Below are 16,272 nucleotides of genomic sequence, written 5' to 3'. Positions count from 1 at the left end.
TGCTAGAATGAGTATTTCTACACTGCTCTTAAATGTGTTTTTACCAAGGATATCTCCATGGCAGCATCAAAATCGACGACGCGTACCGCTAGGCAGTCACACAGTCGTCAAGCATTGATTTGGCTAGTAGTGACGCTGCTGTTGGGCGTTGTTACCGCCCTAGTGTGGATGCTCAGTCAGACACCAGCAATGGGTGCCAAAATCGAAAACGAGCCGGTATCAGCGCCGCAAATGCTAGCAGAAGAGTTTGAGCAGCCATTGCAGATCGAGTCGCTACATGAGCTTGATACGGATGTGCAGCCAATCAGTTTTGATGCAACTGTCCGTGATTTACGTAACTATCCTGATGAGTTCAAGGATAAGCGTTACTTACTCGCTAATAAAGGCAAGTGGACCGTACAGGTGATGAACGTTGCTGAGAATGATGTGATTGTCAGCTATCTTGAAGGCCGTGCGGATCGTGATAAGTTTGCTTATTTTCGCTACCTTGATGAAGAAGAACAAATCCGCTATATGTTGACTTATGGACTGATGAGTAGTCCACAAGAAGCGGCAGGCGCATCGAAATTGGTAGATTTTAAGCTACCTGCTAATGTGCGGGTGCTGCCAGAAGAGATCAATCGATATGTCAGTATTATCGATAACTACGAACGTCCTGATCCAGTAAAAGACTTGAGTACCAAGCGTACGCGGGCTGTGAATCTTAAGCCGACTAAACGTGAAGTACCAGCGCGTCAGCAGGCTCAAGCAGTCAATAATACTAGTAACAATCAAGCTACCGATAGCGGGTCTAGTCAAAGCAGTCAGAGTACCGCTAGTAGTAGCCGCAGTACAGAAGAAAGCATCCGCCAGTCAGTCGATACCTCAGCCACGTTGTCCGTTACTGAAGCGCGTACCGTTGGAGGAGAGCTACAGTCTACTCCTGAAGCACCAGCAAAAACTGAAAATGATGCCAATAAACCAAAACAGGACAACAAAAAGCCAGTAACACCAGCACCTGAAAATAATACGACTAGTAAAAAACCACCAGTCGTACCTGCACCAAAACCACCAAGCACAGCTAATACTGGCACCAGTAACAGCTCAAACGCTACCAATAAACCTGCTAGCACAAACGCACCTAAAAATAACAGTGATAGTATGAAGACGCTGATAGAAGATAAAAGCAACTGATCTTTATTTCTCGTTGCTTATAGAACCCACTAGCCAGATAGCTAGTGGGTTTTTTTGTGCTATTTTCTAGGTTGCTAATAGTAGGTCTGAGTATTTTAAGAGAGATATCAACGGAGATAAACTGATATATATCAATGCAGCGAAGCCTTATATGGCCTTGTTATATTAAATTTTTAACAGCGTTGTTGTCTATCCTATAACCAATAGTAATAAGTCTTCTTACAAATTATGGCTGATGAATCGACAGAAAAGACTAGATTTTTTGTGAATCATTAACTAATATAACTGTGGGCGACGTTCTGTATAGTTATCGTAAAAACTATTTATTAAACAATCATTTAGTTATGAATCCAAGGTTTTTTGGTTCTGTAACTATAATTTGTTGTCTCAAGCGCGGCTACTTGCCATCTACAATAAAGTTATCGTAAGTGACGCAACCTCTCTTATTATCACTCTTTTTAGGGTGAATAAAGCGCTTGAATACAGAGCGTCAGATATTCAAAACGAACCAAATGCACGGTTATTAAATGGTCAGATGTCCAGCCTTCATTGCCAGACATGACAACATAACAAACGATGCTTAAACGAATGACATAAGATATTAATGAGTAAGTAACTGGCATTTAGGAGTATAAGTTACCCCGTTGCCAAGGGCTGCTACTTACTGTCTATTAATATATGAAGCATATGTCACGACATTATCTAATGACCAGGAGGGTCAGGGGTTTACTTGCTGCTAGAGCATGATGTCTATTGAGCCTCGCGCCATTTACTAATTCGAGAAAACCCGAATATCCATTATCAGCCCGTTCTGCCTACGGGTACCAGCTTATATTCCGCATTGGAGGTGTAAGTTGCCCGTCTACTTAAAAGGACAAGCTATGTCGATGATTTCCTCGCAAACACACCTGGCCACGCCAGATGATTTTTCTGATAATTGCGGTTTTGGTCTGATTGCTCATATTGAAGGTCAAGCCAGCCATGACTTGGTAAAAACCGCCATTCATAGTTTAAGTTGTATGACACACCGCGGCGGCGTAGCAGCTGATGGTAGAACTGGTGATGGTTGTGGCCTGCTGTTAGCAACGCCTACCGACTTTTTTAAACAAATTGCCCATGAGCAGCAATTTGCAATCACAAATAATTTTGCTGTTGGTATGGTGTTCGTCAATTTGGACGATGATAAAGCCAAACATAGCCAGCAAGTGCTAAGCGATGAGATTAAAGCCCAAGGATTAGAAGTAGCTGGCTGGCGCGATGTGCCACTTGATTTGAGCATCGTCGGTGATATTGGTCGTGAGACGTTGCCAGACTTTAAGCAAGTATTCGTCAACGCGCCAGATGATTTGGCTGCGGATGACTTTAACCGTAAGCTGTTCGTCGCACGCAAAAAAGCAGAGCAGCGCTTGGCTGACGATGAGCTGTTTTATGTCTGTTCATTGAGTTGCCAGACGATTATCTATAAAGGTCTGGTGATGCCTTCAGATCTACCAGCGTTCTTTTTAGATCTACAAGATGAGCGCCTGGCCTCACATATCGTTGTGTTCCATCAGCGTTTCTCCACTAATACATTGCCGCGCTGGCCATTGGCTCAGCCATTCCGTTACCTTGCCCATAATGGCGAATTGAACACCATCACAGGTAACCGCAACTGGTCTAAAGCACGTACGCCAAAGCTCAAATCAGATAAACTGCCTAACTTGAATGAGCTGACACCACTTGTAAATAGTACAGGCTCTGACTCATCAAGCTTAGATAATATGCTTGAAGTGCTAATGTCTGGTGGTATGAATCTGTTCCATGCGATGTCGATTTTGGTGCCCCCTGCATGGCAGAATGTCGATAGTATGGACATGGACTTGCGCGCGTTTTATGAGTTTTACTCGCAGCATATGGAAGCGTGGGATGGTCCAGCAGGACTCGTGATTCAAGATGGTCGTTATGCCGTTTGTATGCTTGATAGAAACGGTCTACGTCCGTCACGTTGGGTAACCACCAAGAATGGCTATATTACTGTTGCCTCAGAGGTTGGCGTTTGGGATTATGAGCCAACGGACGTATTGGCAAAAGGCCGTGTTGGGCCTGGTCAGATGCTAGTAATCGATACGCTAACAGGTCAAGTGATGGATACCACAGCCATTGCAAACTTACTGAAAAACGCACATCCGTACCGTAAGTGGTTACGTGAAGAGGCGACGCGTGTCCGTGATGATGAGCGTTTAGAAGAGACTTTGGCCACGCAATCGTGCCGCGGTGACAAGCTAAAAGCCTTACAAAAGATGTACCACATCACCAATGAAGAGCGTACAGAAATCATTCGCCCTAATGCCGAAAACGGTCAGGAGCCAGTTGGCTCGATGGGTGATGACACGCCAATGGCAGTGTTGTCACAGCAAATTCGCCATGTCGGTGATTTTTTCCGTCAGCAGTTTGCTCAGGTAACCAACCCACCAATCGATCCACTTCGTGAATCTATTGTAATGTCATTGCAGACCTGCCTGGGCGCTGAGACTAACGTATTTGCACCATCAGCAAGAGACGCTCACCGCATTATCTTATCGTCACCAGTACTGTCAGCCAGCAAAATGCAGCAGCTTGAAAATCTGGATGATCCAGCGTTTAAGATGGCCCGTATCGATCTCAATTATGACCGTACTCTGGAGCTATCTGATGCTATCGTCGCTATCTGCGAGGAAGTGGCAGATAACATCCGCTCAGGCAATACGTTGATTGTCTTATCTGATAGAGATATCGATGCAGACAAAGTACCGGCCAACGCTATCATGGTTACTGGTGCCGTACACCATTACCTCATCGCTCAGGGTATTCGTACCGATGCTAATTTGGTGATTGAGACTGGTCTTGCGCGTGATTCGCATCAAATAGCAGTGTTGATTGGCTTTGGTGCAACCTGTGTGTATCCATACCTGGCATATGATGTTATTGATGACTTGGTTGCTACTGGTGAGCTGCTTGGTGATCCGATCCAAGCACGCGTCAATTTCCGTAAAGGCTTGGATAAAGGGCTATTAAAAATCCTGTCAAAAATGGGTATCTCTACCATTGTTTCTTATCGCGGGGCACAGTTGTTTGAAGCAGTTGGTCTATCAGAAGAGGTGGTAAACCTATGCTTTAAAGGCGTCCAGAGCCGTATCAAAGGCGCTACCTTTGCAGATCTTGCCGCTGACCAAGCGCAACTGGCTGCCAATGCATTTAAGCGCCGTGCACCACTAGATCAAGGCGGCTTGCTCAAGTTTGTCTTTAACAAAGAGTACCATGCCTTTAACCCTGACGTAATCAACAGTCTGCACACAGCGGTACGTACAGGTGATTATGAGAACTATCAGAATTATGCCAATCTGGTCAATAGCCGTCCGGTTGCGACGTTACGTGATTTGTTGCAACTCAAAACTGACAACAGTATTGATGTCAATGATGTAGAGGATATCTCTGAGATTTTGACGCGTTTTGATTCAGCTGGTATGTCGTTAGGCGCGCTATCTCCTGAAGCGCACGAGTCAATTGCAATGGCTATGAATACCATCGGTGGACGCTCAAACTCTGGTGAAGGCGGCGAAGATCCTGCGCGTTACGGTACGCTGCGCAACTCAAAAATCAAGCAAGTTGCCTCTGGTCGTTTTGGCGTGACGCCTGCCTATCTACGCTCAGCTGAGGTGATGCAGATTAAAGTTGCTCAAGGCGCTAAGCCAGGTGAAGGTGGACAGCTGCCTGGTGGTAAAGTAAACGCGCTGATTGCACGTTTACGTTATTCGGTGCCAGGAGTGACACTGATTTCACCGCCGCCGCATCACGATATTTACTCTATCGAAGATTTGGCGCAGTTGATTTTTGATTTAAAACAAGTCAATCCAGACGCATTAGTATCAGTCAAATTGGTGTCGCGTCCAGGTGTGGGGACGATCGCAACGGGCGTCGCAAAAGCCTATGCCGATTTGATTACTATCTCAGGTTATGATGGCGGTACAGCAGCGTCTCCGCTATCGTCTATTCACCATGCAGGCTCACCATGGGAGTTAGGTCTGGCTGAGACTCATCAGTCTCTACGAGTGAATGGGTTACGTGATAAGGTACGTGTTCAGACTGATGGCGGTTTAAAAACAGGACTGGATGTCGTCAAGGCCGCTATTCTTGGTGCAGAAAGCTTTGGTTTTGGTACCACGCCGATGATTGCAGTTGGTTGTAAGTATTTACGTATCTGCCATTTGAACAACTGCCCAACAGGCGTCGCTACCCAAAAAGCCAAACTGCGTGATGAGCATTTCATTGGCGAAGCAGAAATGCTGATTAACTTCTTTAAGTTTGTGGCGACCGAAACACGCGAATGGTTAGCAGCGCTAGGGGTTCGTAGTATGGAAGAGCTGGTCGGTCGTACTGACTTGCTCGATATTTTAGAAGGCAATACTGAAAAGCAGCGCCATCTTGATTTGACCCCATTGCTATTTAGTCATCCAGCTAGTGTGGGCAAAGCCCAGACGTGTCAAGTGGAGCGTAACGAGCCATTTGATAAAGGGTTACTTGCTGAACAGATGATTAGCGATATGATTGTGAATATTCGCCAAGGTTCAGGCGGTGATTACAACTATTTCGTTGGTAACTGTGACCGCTCTATCGGTGCTCGTATCTCTGGTGAGATTGCACAAGTATGGGGCAACCTTGGCATGAGTGATATGCCGATCAAGCTTCGTCTTACTGGTACAGCAGGTCAGAGCTTGGGTGTGTGGAATGCGGGTGGTCTGAATATTGAGCTTGAAGGCGATGCCAATGACTATGTCGGTAAAGGTATGGCAGGCGGTGAGATTGTTATTTACCCACCAAAAAATTCAAACTTTACAGCACAAGAAACCGCCATCATTGGTAATACCTGCCTATACGGGGCAACAGGCGGTAAGCTATATGCTGCTGGTACAGCAGGCGAGCGCTTTGGGGTACGTAACTCAGGTACGCATGCTGTTATCGAAGGCACAGGTGATCATTGCTGTGAATACATGACAGGCGGTATCGTGACTATCCTTGGACGTACTGGCCTCAACTTTGGTGCTGGTATGACCGGTGGTTTTGCTTATGTACTCGATATGGAAGGAGATTTCTTTGATCGCTGTAACCATGAGCTGATCGATCTCAACCGTATCTCAAGCGAGCAAACCGAAGAGCATCGTATTCACTTGCAACAAGTGATTGAGACTCACGTAGAAAAAACAGGTAGCGCATGGGGCCAGACCATACTAGATGACTTTGAACATTACGTTCGTAAGTTCTATTTGGTAAAGCCAAAAGCGGCAAATATCGCAAGCCTCCTCAAAACCACTATGGCCGATCCTCAGTAGTCGATCTGTAATGCTTACACAGTAACGATCATTTGCTATTTATGACTTTATGATCGCTACTTGGTAGGCATAGAGTGTCGATAGTTTTGATTAGGTTAGCCAGCGTTCCGTTTTTAGAGACGTTTAACTCACAGGTTTTTAGCAGGTAAGCGACCACAGTACATCATAAGTCTCAGTGTTAACCCAAATAGGGTAGCAGATAAATGAGACATTGCTGATGGTCGCCGCTCACTATAAAAGAACCTTAGATAAAAGAGATAGCACCATGGCAAAACGCTTAGAAAATAATTTTCAGTTTTTAGATGTACCTCGTTTTGATCCCACCAAAAAAGACATTGCCACACGTTCAACAGAGTTTGTCGAAATTTATAAGCCGTTCGAGAACGAAGCCGTTGCACAGCAGTCGCATCGTTGCCTTGAATGTGGTAACCCTTATTGTGAGTGGAAATGTCCAGTCCATAACTATATCCCTAACTGGCTAAAACTGGCTACCGAAGGACAGATCTTTCAAGCAGCCGAATTGTGCCACCGTACCAATACGTTGCCTGAAGTTTGTGGTCGTGTTTGTCCTCAAGATCGTTTGTGTGAGGGCGCTTGTACGCTGAATGATGGCTTTGGTGCCGTGACTATTGGCAATGTAGAAAAATACATTAACGATACTGCGTTTGCATTAGGCTGGCGTCCAGATATGTCTGAAGTCGTTTGGACAGACAAAAAAGTCGCGGTCATTGGTGCAGGACCAGCAGGTCTTGGCTGTGCAGATATTTTGGTCAGAAACGGTGTCAAACCTGTTGTCTTTGATAAGCGTCCTGAGATTGGTGGCTTGCTGACTTTTGGTATTCCTGAGTTCAAAATGGAAAAAGACGTCATGCGCAATCGCCGTGTGATTTTTGAAGACATGGGTATGGAGTTCCGCTTAGAGACTGAGATCGGTACTGATGTCACTATTGACGAGCTATTGGCTGAGTATGACGCGGTCTTTATGGGTATGGGGACATACACGTATATGCGCGGCGGCTTTGCAGGTGAAGAGCTGACAGGCGTTTACGATGCGCTAGATTATTTGATTGCTAATGTAAACCGTTGCAATGACTGGGAAAAAGATGCCGAAGAGTATATCGACTTCAAGGGCAAAAGAGTGGTGGTACTAGGCGGCGGCGATACAGCGATGGACTGTAACCGTACCAGTATTCGCCAAGGTGCTGAACAAGTGGTCTGTGCTTATCGCCGTGATGAAGAAAATATGCCTGGCTCACGCCGCGAAGTAGTCAATGCACGGGAAGAAGGCGTTGAGTTTTTATTCAACCGTCAGCCTACCGAAATCATTGGCTTAAATGGTAAGGTTAATGGGGTTAAGGTCGTGACGACTCACTTAGGTGAGCCAGACAACCGTGGTCGTCGACGTCCTGAGCCCATTCCTAACTCTGAAGAGATTATCCCATGTGATGCGGTCATTATGGCATTCGGCTTTAGACCCAGTCCTGCTGATTGGTTTGAAGGTTATGAGGTTGAAATGGATCTCAATGGTCTTGTACTGGCTCTTGAAGAGCAGCCTTACAAGTTCCAAACCAAAAATCCAAAGATCTTTGCTGGTGGAGATATGGTTCGCGGTTCTGATTTGGTCGTCACGGCGATTTGGGAAGGTCGTCAGGCAGCGGAAGGTATCCTAGACTTTTTGGAAGTGTAGTTATATTTACCTAAGCTTAGCCACTTATGGCTTTAGTTTATAATTGAACGTCTTTTGTCTTTAATAGGTAGAAGGCGTTTTTTTTGATTAATGCTTTGTAAATGGAGGTTCAACTGCTAGCATGTTTGTGAGCAATCTATGTGCTGTATGATCTGTTTTAATAGTCATCTATCTCGCTTATCAACTAAAAAGAGTAGCCTTGCGTGAAACCAACCCTTTACCAGCGTATTACTGCTCCATTTACTGAACCTTATGTCCGCTATCAGCATGCAGATGTTTTGCACGCTATTCGCTTGGGTGCGGCCGTGATATTGGCTTTTTTGGTCAACAAACTCACTGGTTTACCACATGGAGAGTGGACGACCATTACGGTTTTTATCATTCTTGGTTTATTGCAGTATCAAGGTGCGATCTATACTAAGGCAAAAGAGCGCATATTAGGTACGCTATTCGGTATTGCTGCTGCCCTTGGCGTACTATGGTTCAATCAAAATGCAGGCGCATGGCTATGGGTAGACTATGCGCTCATCGGTCTACTAAGCGGTATCATTGGCTATTTGGCTGTCAGAAAGCTTGGATATACAGGACTGCTGACGGGTATTACCATGCTGATGATTGTCTCTGACTTGGGCAATAACAGTATTGGTCAAGATGGTATTTACCGTGCTCTAAATATTTTGTTGGGTACAGGTGTTGCCGTTGCGGTTACGCTTATTTTGCCACTGAAATCGACTTTGATGTGGCGGTTCTTGTTGAGCAGCAATCTCGACGCCTGTAGCAGTCTCTACGCGGGCGTAGGTCATCATATTGATGCAGCAGATGGGGTAGTGGATGATTCTGTCCAAAAGGTAAACCCAGTAGCTTTTCCTGTAGAGGAGGTGCCTGTCGATCGAGCACTAGTCACCGCGTTGCAGCAAATCAATAAACGCCTGCTAGCCGTACGCCCTCATATCGCCGCAACAGCAAGTGAGTCAGGGATTGAAAAGGAAACGCTAGAGACGATTCAGCGCACGCATCGCAATATCATTGGTACGATTGATTTATTGTTGAGTGCTGCACCGCGCTTGGCGAATATCGAGATAGATGAAGAAAACCATGTGCTATTAATACATTATCAGCATGAGCTGACGCAAGCCATGCAACACATCGCAGCGGTGCTACGTAGCCCCAGTGATGAAGTGTTTCGTCCTATTACTCGCATTGCTGTATCGGAGTACCCAAGCGTGCAGCACTTGGCGTTTGAATGGCAGGGATATTTTTGGTTGACGCAGACTTTGCAGACGCAGCTGCAGCAGTTGAGTGATTTGCTACAGACCTGTAAGCCTCACTGGTTTGCAGCGTCAGGTTTGGGCTATCAGCGCCGTGAGCAGCGCCGGATGAAAGAGCAGGGCGGTGAGACAGATTTGCACTTATAACGCACAAAAAAACGCTGACCATTTAGGATCAGCGTTTTGCTCTTAAAGATTTACTTTATTTCTAAAACTCTAAATTGTTACTAAGCTATGGCTATTAACGACCAGTTTTTAGTTTATCCCAGTACTGCTGATATACCTGCAACGCTTCGTCGCCTACATCTTCTTGGAACTCAGCTTGTGCAAGGACTTCTTTAGAAGGATAAATTGTCGGGTTGTTCTGAACACTGTCGTCCATCAGCTCACGCGCAGCCATGTTTGGTGAGGCATAACCGATCTCTTCACTAACGATCTTGGCGTTTTCAGGACGCAGCAGATAATCGATAAATTTGTGTGCTGCATCAACTTGTTTGGCGTTTTTTGGAATAACAAAGTTATCCATCCACAATATCGCGCCTTCACTTGGGTATTTATAAACCAAGCTGGTCAGACCCTCGTCATTTGCCATGACAGCCTCGCCATTCCAAGTCATACCAAGCGACGTTTCACCCTCAATATAGGGCATACGTGTTGCATCAGAGTTAAAGGTCTTGACGTTTGGCATCAAGTCAGTCAGCTTATCATAAGCCGCTTCGATCTCGTCAGGGTTGCTACTGTTACCCGAGTAGCCAAGCGTCAGCAAAGCCATACCAAACACTTCACGTACATCGTTGGTCAGCATCACCTGACCTTTGTACTTAGGATCCCATAAGTCATTCCAGCTATTTACAGTCGCAGGATCGACACTATCACCATTTATCGCAAGACCGGTGCTACCCCACATATAAGGGATAGAGTACTTATTTTCAGGATCGACTTTGGTGTTAGTAAATGACGTATCGAGGTTTTTAAAGTTGCTTAATTTAGACTTATCTAGCTCTTGCAACAGTCCTTCTTTCGCCATTTTTTCGACATAATACGTTGAGGGTATTGCCAGATCGTATTGACTAGAGTCATCAAGCAGTTTGAGTTTGGCGTACATCGCTTCATTAGAGTCAAACGTGGTGTAATTGACCGAGATACCAGTCTCTTCTTCAAATCCATCCAAAATCTCTTGCGGCATATACTCTGACCAGTTGTACAAGTTGAGCGTCTCATTGCTCGCCGCAGCGCTACCGTCTGTTGCATTGTCAGAACTGCTACAGCTGGCTAGTGCCAAGCCAATCGCTGCTGCTAGCAGTGCCTTTGGTACGATACGTCCGATAGGGGTTGGGTTGTCTGGGTGAAACGATGATAAATGAGTCAAAATAGCTCTCCTAAATAAAGACAATACAAAGTAAAAAGAAAATGAAAATAGCAAAACGATAGATGAATAGCGTCACCAATAACACTATTATGGTTATTATTCCATGCGATTTAAAGGGCAATTACCAAGACAGTGCGGAGTCATACTAATAAAAACAGTGAATATTGCTCATCGAATAGGCTTATACATTAAGTGTAGAGTTAACGCGTGCTGAGTAGGTTTTTTAGGTCATTGCCAATGATAAGCTGAGTGATGATAGTATATAACCATACTACAATGGGTATAGGAAGCAGTATAAAGACCAGCATAGTCTCACAGCCGAACCTATAGAACATTGAACACAACACAATAGTAAAGGATGCAATACGATGTCTGAACACACCTCTGTTATACCAGCGCTACTCACCAATAAGGTTGCAATTGTCACTGGCGCTAGTCGCGGGCTTGGTGCACAGATTGCCCAGCAAATGGCAGCAGCAGGCGCCATTGTCTGTGTCAACTATCTAAGCAGCGTAGACGCCGCCAATACGGTAGTTGCTGATATCGTAGGGGCGGGCGGACAGGCCTTTGCTTATCAGGCAGATGTTACTGAGCTTGAGCAAGTACAAGCAATGGCCGCTGAGGTCGTCAGCCGTTATGGTCATATCGATATATTGGTCAACAATGCCTTACCGTATTACAAGTTTGACCCAAGTGCTGAATACACCAGTATTGAAACCGTCAAGTGGTCGCATTTCTCGCAGCAGATGGATGGTATTGTCAAAGGCGCAGTCAATACAACACAAGCCGTATTGCCACAGATGAAAACACAGCAGATGGGTAAGATTATCAATATCTCAACCAACCTTGTCTACAACCCTGTCGTCACTTATTACGACTATACTACGGCAAAATCTGCACTGATTGGCTTGACGCGTAATTTAGCAAGCGAGCTTGGGCAATATGGTATTCGTGTGAACTTACTGGCAGGCGGGTTATTAAAGACAACCGATGCGAGTAGCTTGACGACTGAAGATGTGTTCGATTATATCGCGACCACCACGCCGCTGCGTCAAACAACTTCGGTAGCTGACTTTGCCAACTCCGTATTACTTATGGCATCTGATTTGAGTATGGCTATTACTGGACAATCAATTGCTGTTGATGGCGGTCTGACTATGCCTTAGATTGTATGATTAATGCGAGTCAAAGTAGCCAAATCAATAAGCGCGATGCTTGTATTTGGCTATGCTTGTATTTAGCTACGGGCGCCGCATAAAATGGCTCTAATATTGCTTGTATACCATACTCTTCGATTGTCCCTGTGACGAAGTCAGCACGCGCTATCAGATCAGGTTGTGCATCGCCCATTGCCACGGCGAATCCAACCAAATCAAACATCTCAATGTCATTAAACCCATCACCAAACGCCATGCAGTCGCTTGCCTCTACGCCATAGTATGCACATACATCTTTTATTCCGCGGGCTTTAGAGGCATCCGCGGGTAAGATATCTGCGCCAATTTGATGCCAATGAACCAGCTTTAGGTCGTACTGTGCAAAATCAATATTCTGCATCTTTTCTTGCTGGTTATTAAAAAACACCGAACACTGATAGACGGTGTTTGATTGATAGTACTCAGGGTCAACGATAGAATTGGGCGTTATCGCATTGAACTGACGTAATCGATCGTTTTCACCCGACCATGCGATATGAGTGGCGGAGTCAAACTTATGAATAAGCTGGCTCTGCTCACAAAGACGCACGATTTTTTCCGCTTGCTCATCCGTCAATGGATAATGGCTAATTCGACCACTTTTATCGAAGCTATATTGTCCATTCATACAAATAATAGCGTCCAATACGCCGACATCAAGCAAACCTAGAATATCTTCGGGCAGTATGGCTTTGGAGCGACCCGTCGAAATTACCAATTTAATATCAGTGTCTGCTAGCTGTTCAAGGGTGGTTTTATTGTGTGCAGCAATGATACCGCCACGACTCAAAGTATCATCAATATCAAAAAATATGATTTTGGGCGTTGGTGTCTTAGTGGTTATATTTTCTTTGGCAATTTTATCTTCGATAAACATGATGATCCTATTATTTTTGGTCGTTTAGATACTCATGATTTAAATACTACTACAACAGTGCTAAAGAGATAAATACTCATAGCGTAACCTGTAATGTTGTAAAGTCATCTGACAATCAAGCGCTCGATGCTATCGTGTTGAGGTTGACTGACGTTTATCCCAAAATGTAACAAAACCCCCAACGATATCGGTCACTGAATAGCGTAGTTTTACTAATAGGGTAGTTTAACTAGTAGGTTAGTACCAAACCACCGCCAACAGTTAGCAATATACTAATAATGGTACGTCGCTAACGCATCGGCTATTTAAAGGCATAAATATGAACGTTTCTACTATTATTAATATTGCGATTATAAAGTCACTCACCACAAAAATGCTTATGGTTTGTACAACGTTAGCCTTATCTACGCATGTTTTTGCGATGGATGTTACATTTGACGATGCTATTTGGAATGGTAAAACAATACCTGAAGGGCAGCAATGTTTGAACTACGATGGCAAAAGTCCAGCCACACCCAGTATGACTGTCTCAAATATTCCAACAGGTGCAGAGAGCTTGGTGTTCGTTTATAACGACGTCAGCAATAAGCGTATGCAAAGTGGTGGACATGGTATCGTAGAGTTTGCGCTACCAGAAGGCGCAATGAATGCCAAAGTACCACGTGTGTTCGGGCATACTTATGAAGTGCCAGTCGGTATTGAGATGATAGCAGAGTATCGTAGCCGTAAGGGCGATATTCGCGGTGCCTACAAACCACCTTGCTCAGGTGGCAAAAACCACCTCTATACGGTGGATGTGCAGGCATGGCAAGGTGATACGGTACTCGCTGAGACAACCGTTGAGATGGGTCGCTATTGATATATAGATAATCTAAAATTAAATACAAAGAGTTTTTTATACAGCGTTTATAAGCGGGTTTTTGATCAATGCAATCTAGCTGTATTTGTTAAATATATGACAGTAAATGGTGGAAAAATTGATTAAAATTAGTAAACAGATACTAAAACGTCATCAACTCAACAAGAAAAACCCAGCTAGTGCTATTTTGGGATTGAATTAGTGTTATAAAGAAATATGGATTAAACTTTTAACTGATTAGAATAATGCTATCGCCCTAGTGATGCCAAGAGTTGTAGTGTTATTTTACTATGACGAATCTTGGTATGGTATCGTGTTAAAATGTTTAAGCTATAATTTCAAAATCATCAAAAGCTAAAAATTTTTATTGATTGTATTTAACTTCAAAATGTATCTTAATTTAGATTATCATTTTTATAAATGAGGTATTTTATGTCTTCTATTATAAGCCATGTTCCAGAAAACAAAAAAAGAAATGGCGAACATATTCTTATCAACATGACATACATCGCCAGAAATGTCGATCTGGACTCAGGCATCGAGTTGACTCGTGCACTTGAGTATTGGAGGAGATATTTTGAAGAAAACGGTATCGTTTCGGCGTTGGTTATTAGTGAAGGCTATTTTGTCCAAAGTTTTCAAGGAACAAGACCTGCCATCAGCACTGCCTTACACAAGATATTCGACGAGCATTCAACCATCTTTCCTAATATTATCAACATAGAGGAAATAGAATCACGTCAATGGGACGGTTTTTTGATCAAACATTTAACGTCAAGTAATGAGGATGAGTTGTATGCCTTAAAAAGCTTCTCAGCAGGCTCTGACTATAACCCTTATCTCATGAGAAGTAGCCAGATTGAAAACTTCTTGCACGAGATTTTCGCAGACCAAAAAACTTTATGATGACATAACAACCTAACGACCAAAAGAGGGTTGGGAAGGAGAGTTGATGAGTTGTTCTCGCTACAGAGCTCCCAGAAAAGGGTATTGTAAGTGCTGTTTTTAGAGTTTAATAAGCTGCAATTGAATAAAAGTACAAGCTGGATTTTCGATGATTAATAACTTAAGGTTATCAATTAACAGTCATATAACAAAAAAACTAAGGGGTTATTGATTAGGGTGATTCTTAAATAGTATCTTAAGTTAAATGGATTTTTTAATTAGATATCTTATGTGTAGATTTATTGAATTCTAATTCAGAAGAGAGAAGGGAATGATTTCAGACGAGAGAAATAAAAATGGTGCTCACATTCTCACCAGTTTAACCTATATAGGTAAAAACCGCGAAAAAGACAATGGCGTCAAAATGGCTCGTACTTTTGAGATAGCAAGACGAAACAACGAGCAAAGCGGTATAACTTCAGCACTTGCCATCAATGATAACTATATTATTCAAAATATTGAAGGTTCAAGACTTGATGTCAACGAGCTGATAACCAGAATCATCACAGAACGTCCGCATTTATCAATTCATGTAGTAGAAATTAAAGAAGTGGAAGTACGTAAATGGGACGGTTTTTTGATTAGATATTTAACGTCAGGTCCTGAATACGAAGTGCATACCCTCAAACATTTTTCGGCAGGAACTGATTTTAATCCCTATCTTATGTCAAAGAATCGCATCATAAGCTTTATGGATGCGCTTTTTACAGATAAGCAGCTTAGTGAAATTTAAACTGAGTGTATGTGTTCGTTGAAGTGGTATTTTGCCATTTTAGTTTTAATAGCTTCTAGTGTCAGTAGCTCATAGCTTTAATATTCGATATGGTCAGCTATTTCTCTTCAGTAGTACAAATTCTTGTTTTGGCAATACAAATCTTTAGTAGCACAAAAAAGCCGCCTATATCATATAGGCGGCTTTTTGGTTAGAGTAAGGTGTGTTTCACATATCTATAAGATGTGTTGACTTGGTGATAAGGTAAAGTCTTTGTTAATGCTCTTAGCATCTAACTGATAAGAACACCTTGGTCAGGATCATTATTATCTAGTCAGGCCTACATGGTAAAAGCCCAGCCTACGGTTGCTAATCTCGATGCTCCCAAACAACAGTAATCTTAGTGCCTAGTATACTTTCTAATTCTTGTAATATTTCCGGACGAATAGATATGGTTTCATTAATATCGCTTTCAAATTCTTCGTTGTCATTGTCATCTAACTGCCAAAATTTATTTGTTGCTACAAAATCTCCAGCGGTCATCATAAATGGGCTAGTAATAATAATATCTGAATGGGTTAGTTCTAAATTTTCAACTGCTTCAAAATAGGGTTCATGTTCACACTCAATGATATTTTCGTCAAAAATAGAAAACGCTTTTTCTTTTTGTTCGTCGCTTATTACATGGTCTTGTTTTTTGACATAAATATAAACGTGTTGCTCACTCACAATATACTCCCGAAAAGTTAAGTAGATTTATTCAAGTTACTTGAAGCTTAATTAATTCCAATTCAATTTTAAATATACTGATTATGTCAAAATTTAACTAATCTACAATAAT

General features: G+C 43.2%; 11 protein-coding genes. 8 read left to right on the top strand and 3 right to left on the bottom strand.

The features are described from left to right. Nucleotides 1-57: 57 nt before the first annotated feature. The 4 genes from NJD71_RS05685 to NJD71_RS05670 all read left to right on the top strand — a co-directional run bounded on the left by NJD71_RS05685 (nt 58) and on the right by NJD71_RS05670 (nt 9,620). Complete coding sequence (locus tag NJD71_RS05685; protein ID WP_319050980.1) at nt 58-1,173, top strand: hypothetical protein; 1,116 nt, start codon at nt 58-60, stop codon at nt 1,171-1,173. Between the two features lie 881 nt (nt 1,174-2,054). After that, nucleotides 2,055-6,518 carry a glutamate synthase large subunit gene (gene gltB, locus NJD71_RS05680; RefSeq protein ID WP_319050979.1) on the top strand — a complete coding sequence of 1,488 codons (4,464 nt, stop codon included), beginning with the start codon at nt 2,055-2,057 and terminating at the stop codon, nt 6,516-6,518. A 265-nt stretch (nt 6,519-6,783) separates the two neighbouring features. Continuing rightward, nucleotides 6,784-8,205, top strand: a complete 1,422-nt coding sequence (locus NJD71_RS05675) for an FAD-dependent oxidoreductase (RefSeq protein ID WP_319050978.1) — start codon at nt 6,784-6,786, stop codon at nt 8,203-8,205. Nucleotides 8,206-8,408: 203 nt separating this feature from the next. After that, nucleotides 8,409-9,620 carry an FUSC family protein gene (locus NJD71_RS05670; protein ID WP_319050977.1) on the top strand — a complete coding sequence of 404 codons (1,212 nt, stop codon included), beginning with the start codon at nt 8,409-8,411 and terminating at the stop codon, nt 9,618-9,620. Nucleotides 9,621-9,714: 94 nt separating this feature from the next. Here the strand turns inward: NJD71_RS05670 and NJD71_RS05665 are convergent, their stop codons facing one another. Continuing rightward, a complete protein-coding gene (locus tag NJD71_RS05665; RefSeq protein WP_319050975.1) occupies nt 9,715-10,842 on the bottom strand; it encodes an ABC transporter substrate-binding protein in 1,128 nt (375 codons plus the stop codon). Nucleotides 10,843-11,210: 368 nt separating this feature from the next. Between NJD71_RS05665 and NJD71_RS05660 the strand changes: the two genes are divergently transcribed. Further along, nucleotides 11,211-12,008, top strand: coding sequence for a 3-oxoacyl-ACP reductase (locus NJD71_RS05660; protein WP_319050974.1), 798 nt, complete (start codon nt 11,211-11,213; stop codon nt 12,006-12,008). Between the two features lie 19 nt (nt 12,009-12,027). Here the strand turns inward: NJD71_RS05660 and NJD71_RS05655 are convergent, their stop codons facing one another. Beyond that, the gene (locus NJD71_RS05655; protein WP_319050973.1) at nt 12,028-12,915 is read right to left on the bottom strand and encodes an HAD family hydrolase; all 888 of its coding nucleotides are present in this window, start codon (nt 12,913-12,915) and stop codon (nt 12,028-12,030) included. Nucleotides 12,916-13,234: 319 nt separating this feature from the next. Here NJD71_RS05655 and NJD71_RS05650 point away from each other — a divergent pair, with 319 nt between their 5' ends. The 3 genes from NJD71_RS05650 to NJD71_RS05640 all read left to right on the top strand — a co-directional run bounded on the left by NJD71_RS05650 (nt 13,235) and on the right by NJD71_RS05640 (nt 15,452). Then, on the top strand, nt 13,235-13,774 hold the full coding sequence (locus NJD71_RS05650; protein WP_319050972.1) for a hypothetical protein: 540 nt from the start codon (nt 13,235-13,237) through the stop codon (nt 13,772-13,774). Nucleotides 13,775-14,206: 432 nt separating this feature from the next. Further along, a complete protein-coding gene (locus tag NJD71_RS05645) occupies nt 14,207-14,680 on the top strand; it encodes a BLUF domain-containing protein (RefSeq protein ID WP_319050971.1) in 474 nt (157 codons plus the stop codon). Between the two features lie 310 nt (nt 14,681-14,990). Further along, entirely contained in the window at nt 14,991-15,452 is a 462-nt protein-coding gene (locus tag NJD71_RS05640; protein WP_319050970.1) for a BLUF domain-containing protein, read from the top strand. A 348-nt stretch (nt 15,453-15,800) separates the two neighbouring features. Here the strand turns inward: NJD71_RS05640 and NJD71_RS05635 are convergent, their stop codons facing one another. Next, nucleotides 15,801-16,160, bottom strand: coding sequence for a hypothetical protein (locus NJD71_RS05635; protein WP_319050969.1), 360 nt, complete (start codon nt 16,158-16,160; stop codon nt 15,801-15,803). Nucleotides 16,161-16,272: the final 112 nt, after the last annotated feature.

Origin of the sequence: Psychrobacter sp. PP-21, assembly GCF_033790785.1 — a bacterium.
Taxonomy (GTDB): Bacteria; Pseudomonadota; Gammaproteobacteria; order Pseudomonadales; family Moraxellaceae; genus Psychrobacter.
This window is presented reverse-complemented; position numbering and strand designations above follow the sequence as displayed.

What these genes read in the sequence shown, in the direction of transcription:
- NJD71_RS05685 (WP_319050980.1), top strand. Translation starts at nt 58, where the DNA reads ATGGCAGCATCAAAATCGACGACGCGTACCGCTAGGCAGTCACACAGT.
- gltB (WP_319050979.1), top strand. Translation starts at nt 2,055, where the DNA reads ATGTCGATGATTTCCTCGCAAACACACCTGGCCACGCCAGATGATTTT.
- NJD71_RS05675 (WP_319050978.1), top strand. Translation starts at nt 6,784, where the DNA reads ATGGCAAAACGCTTAGAAAATAATTTTCAGTTTTTAGATGTACCTCGT.
- NJD71_RS05660 (WP_319050974.1), top strand. Translation starts at nt 11,211, where the DNA reads ATGTCTGAACACACCTCTGTTATACCAGCGCTACTCACCAATAAGGTT.
- NJD71_RS05655 (WP_319050973.1), bottom strand. Translation starts at nt 12,915, where the DNA reads ATGTTTATCGAAGATAAAATTGCCAAAGAAAATATAACCACTAAGACA.
- NJD71_RS05650 (WP_319050972.1), top strand. Translation starts at nt 13,235, where the DNA reads ATGAACGTTTCTACTATTATTAATATTGCGATTATAAAGTCACTCACC.
- NJD71_RS05645 (WP_319050971.1), top strand. Translation starts at nt 14,207, where the DNA reads ATGTCTTCTATTATAAGCCATGTTCCAGAAAACAAAAAAAGAAATGGC.
- NJD71_RS05640 (WP_319050970.1), top strand. Translation starts at nt 14,991, where the DNA reads ATGATTTCAGACGAGAGAAATAAAAATGGTGCTCACATTCTCACCAGT.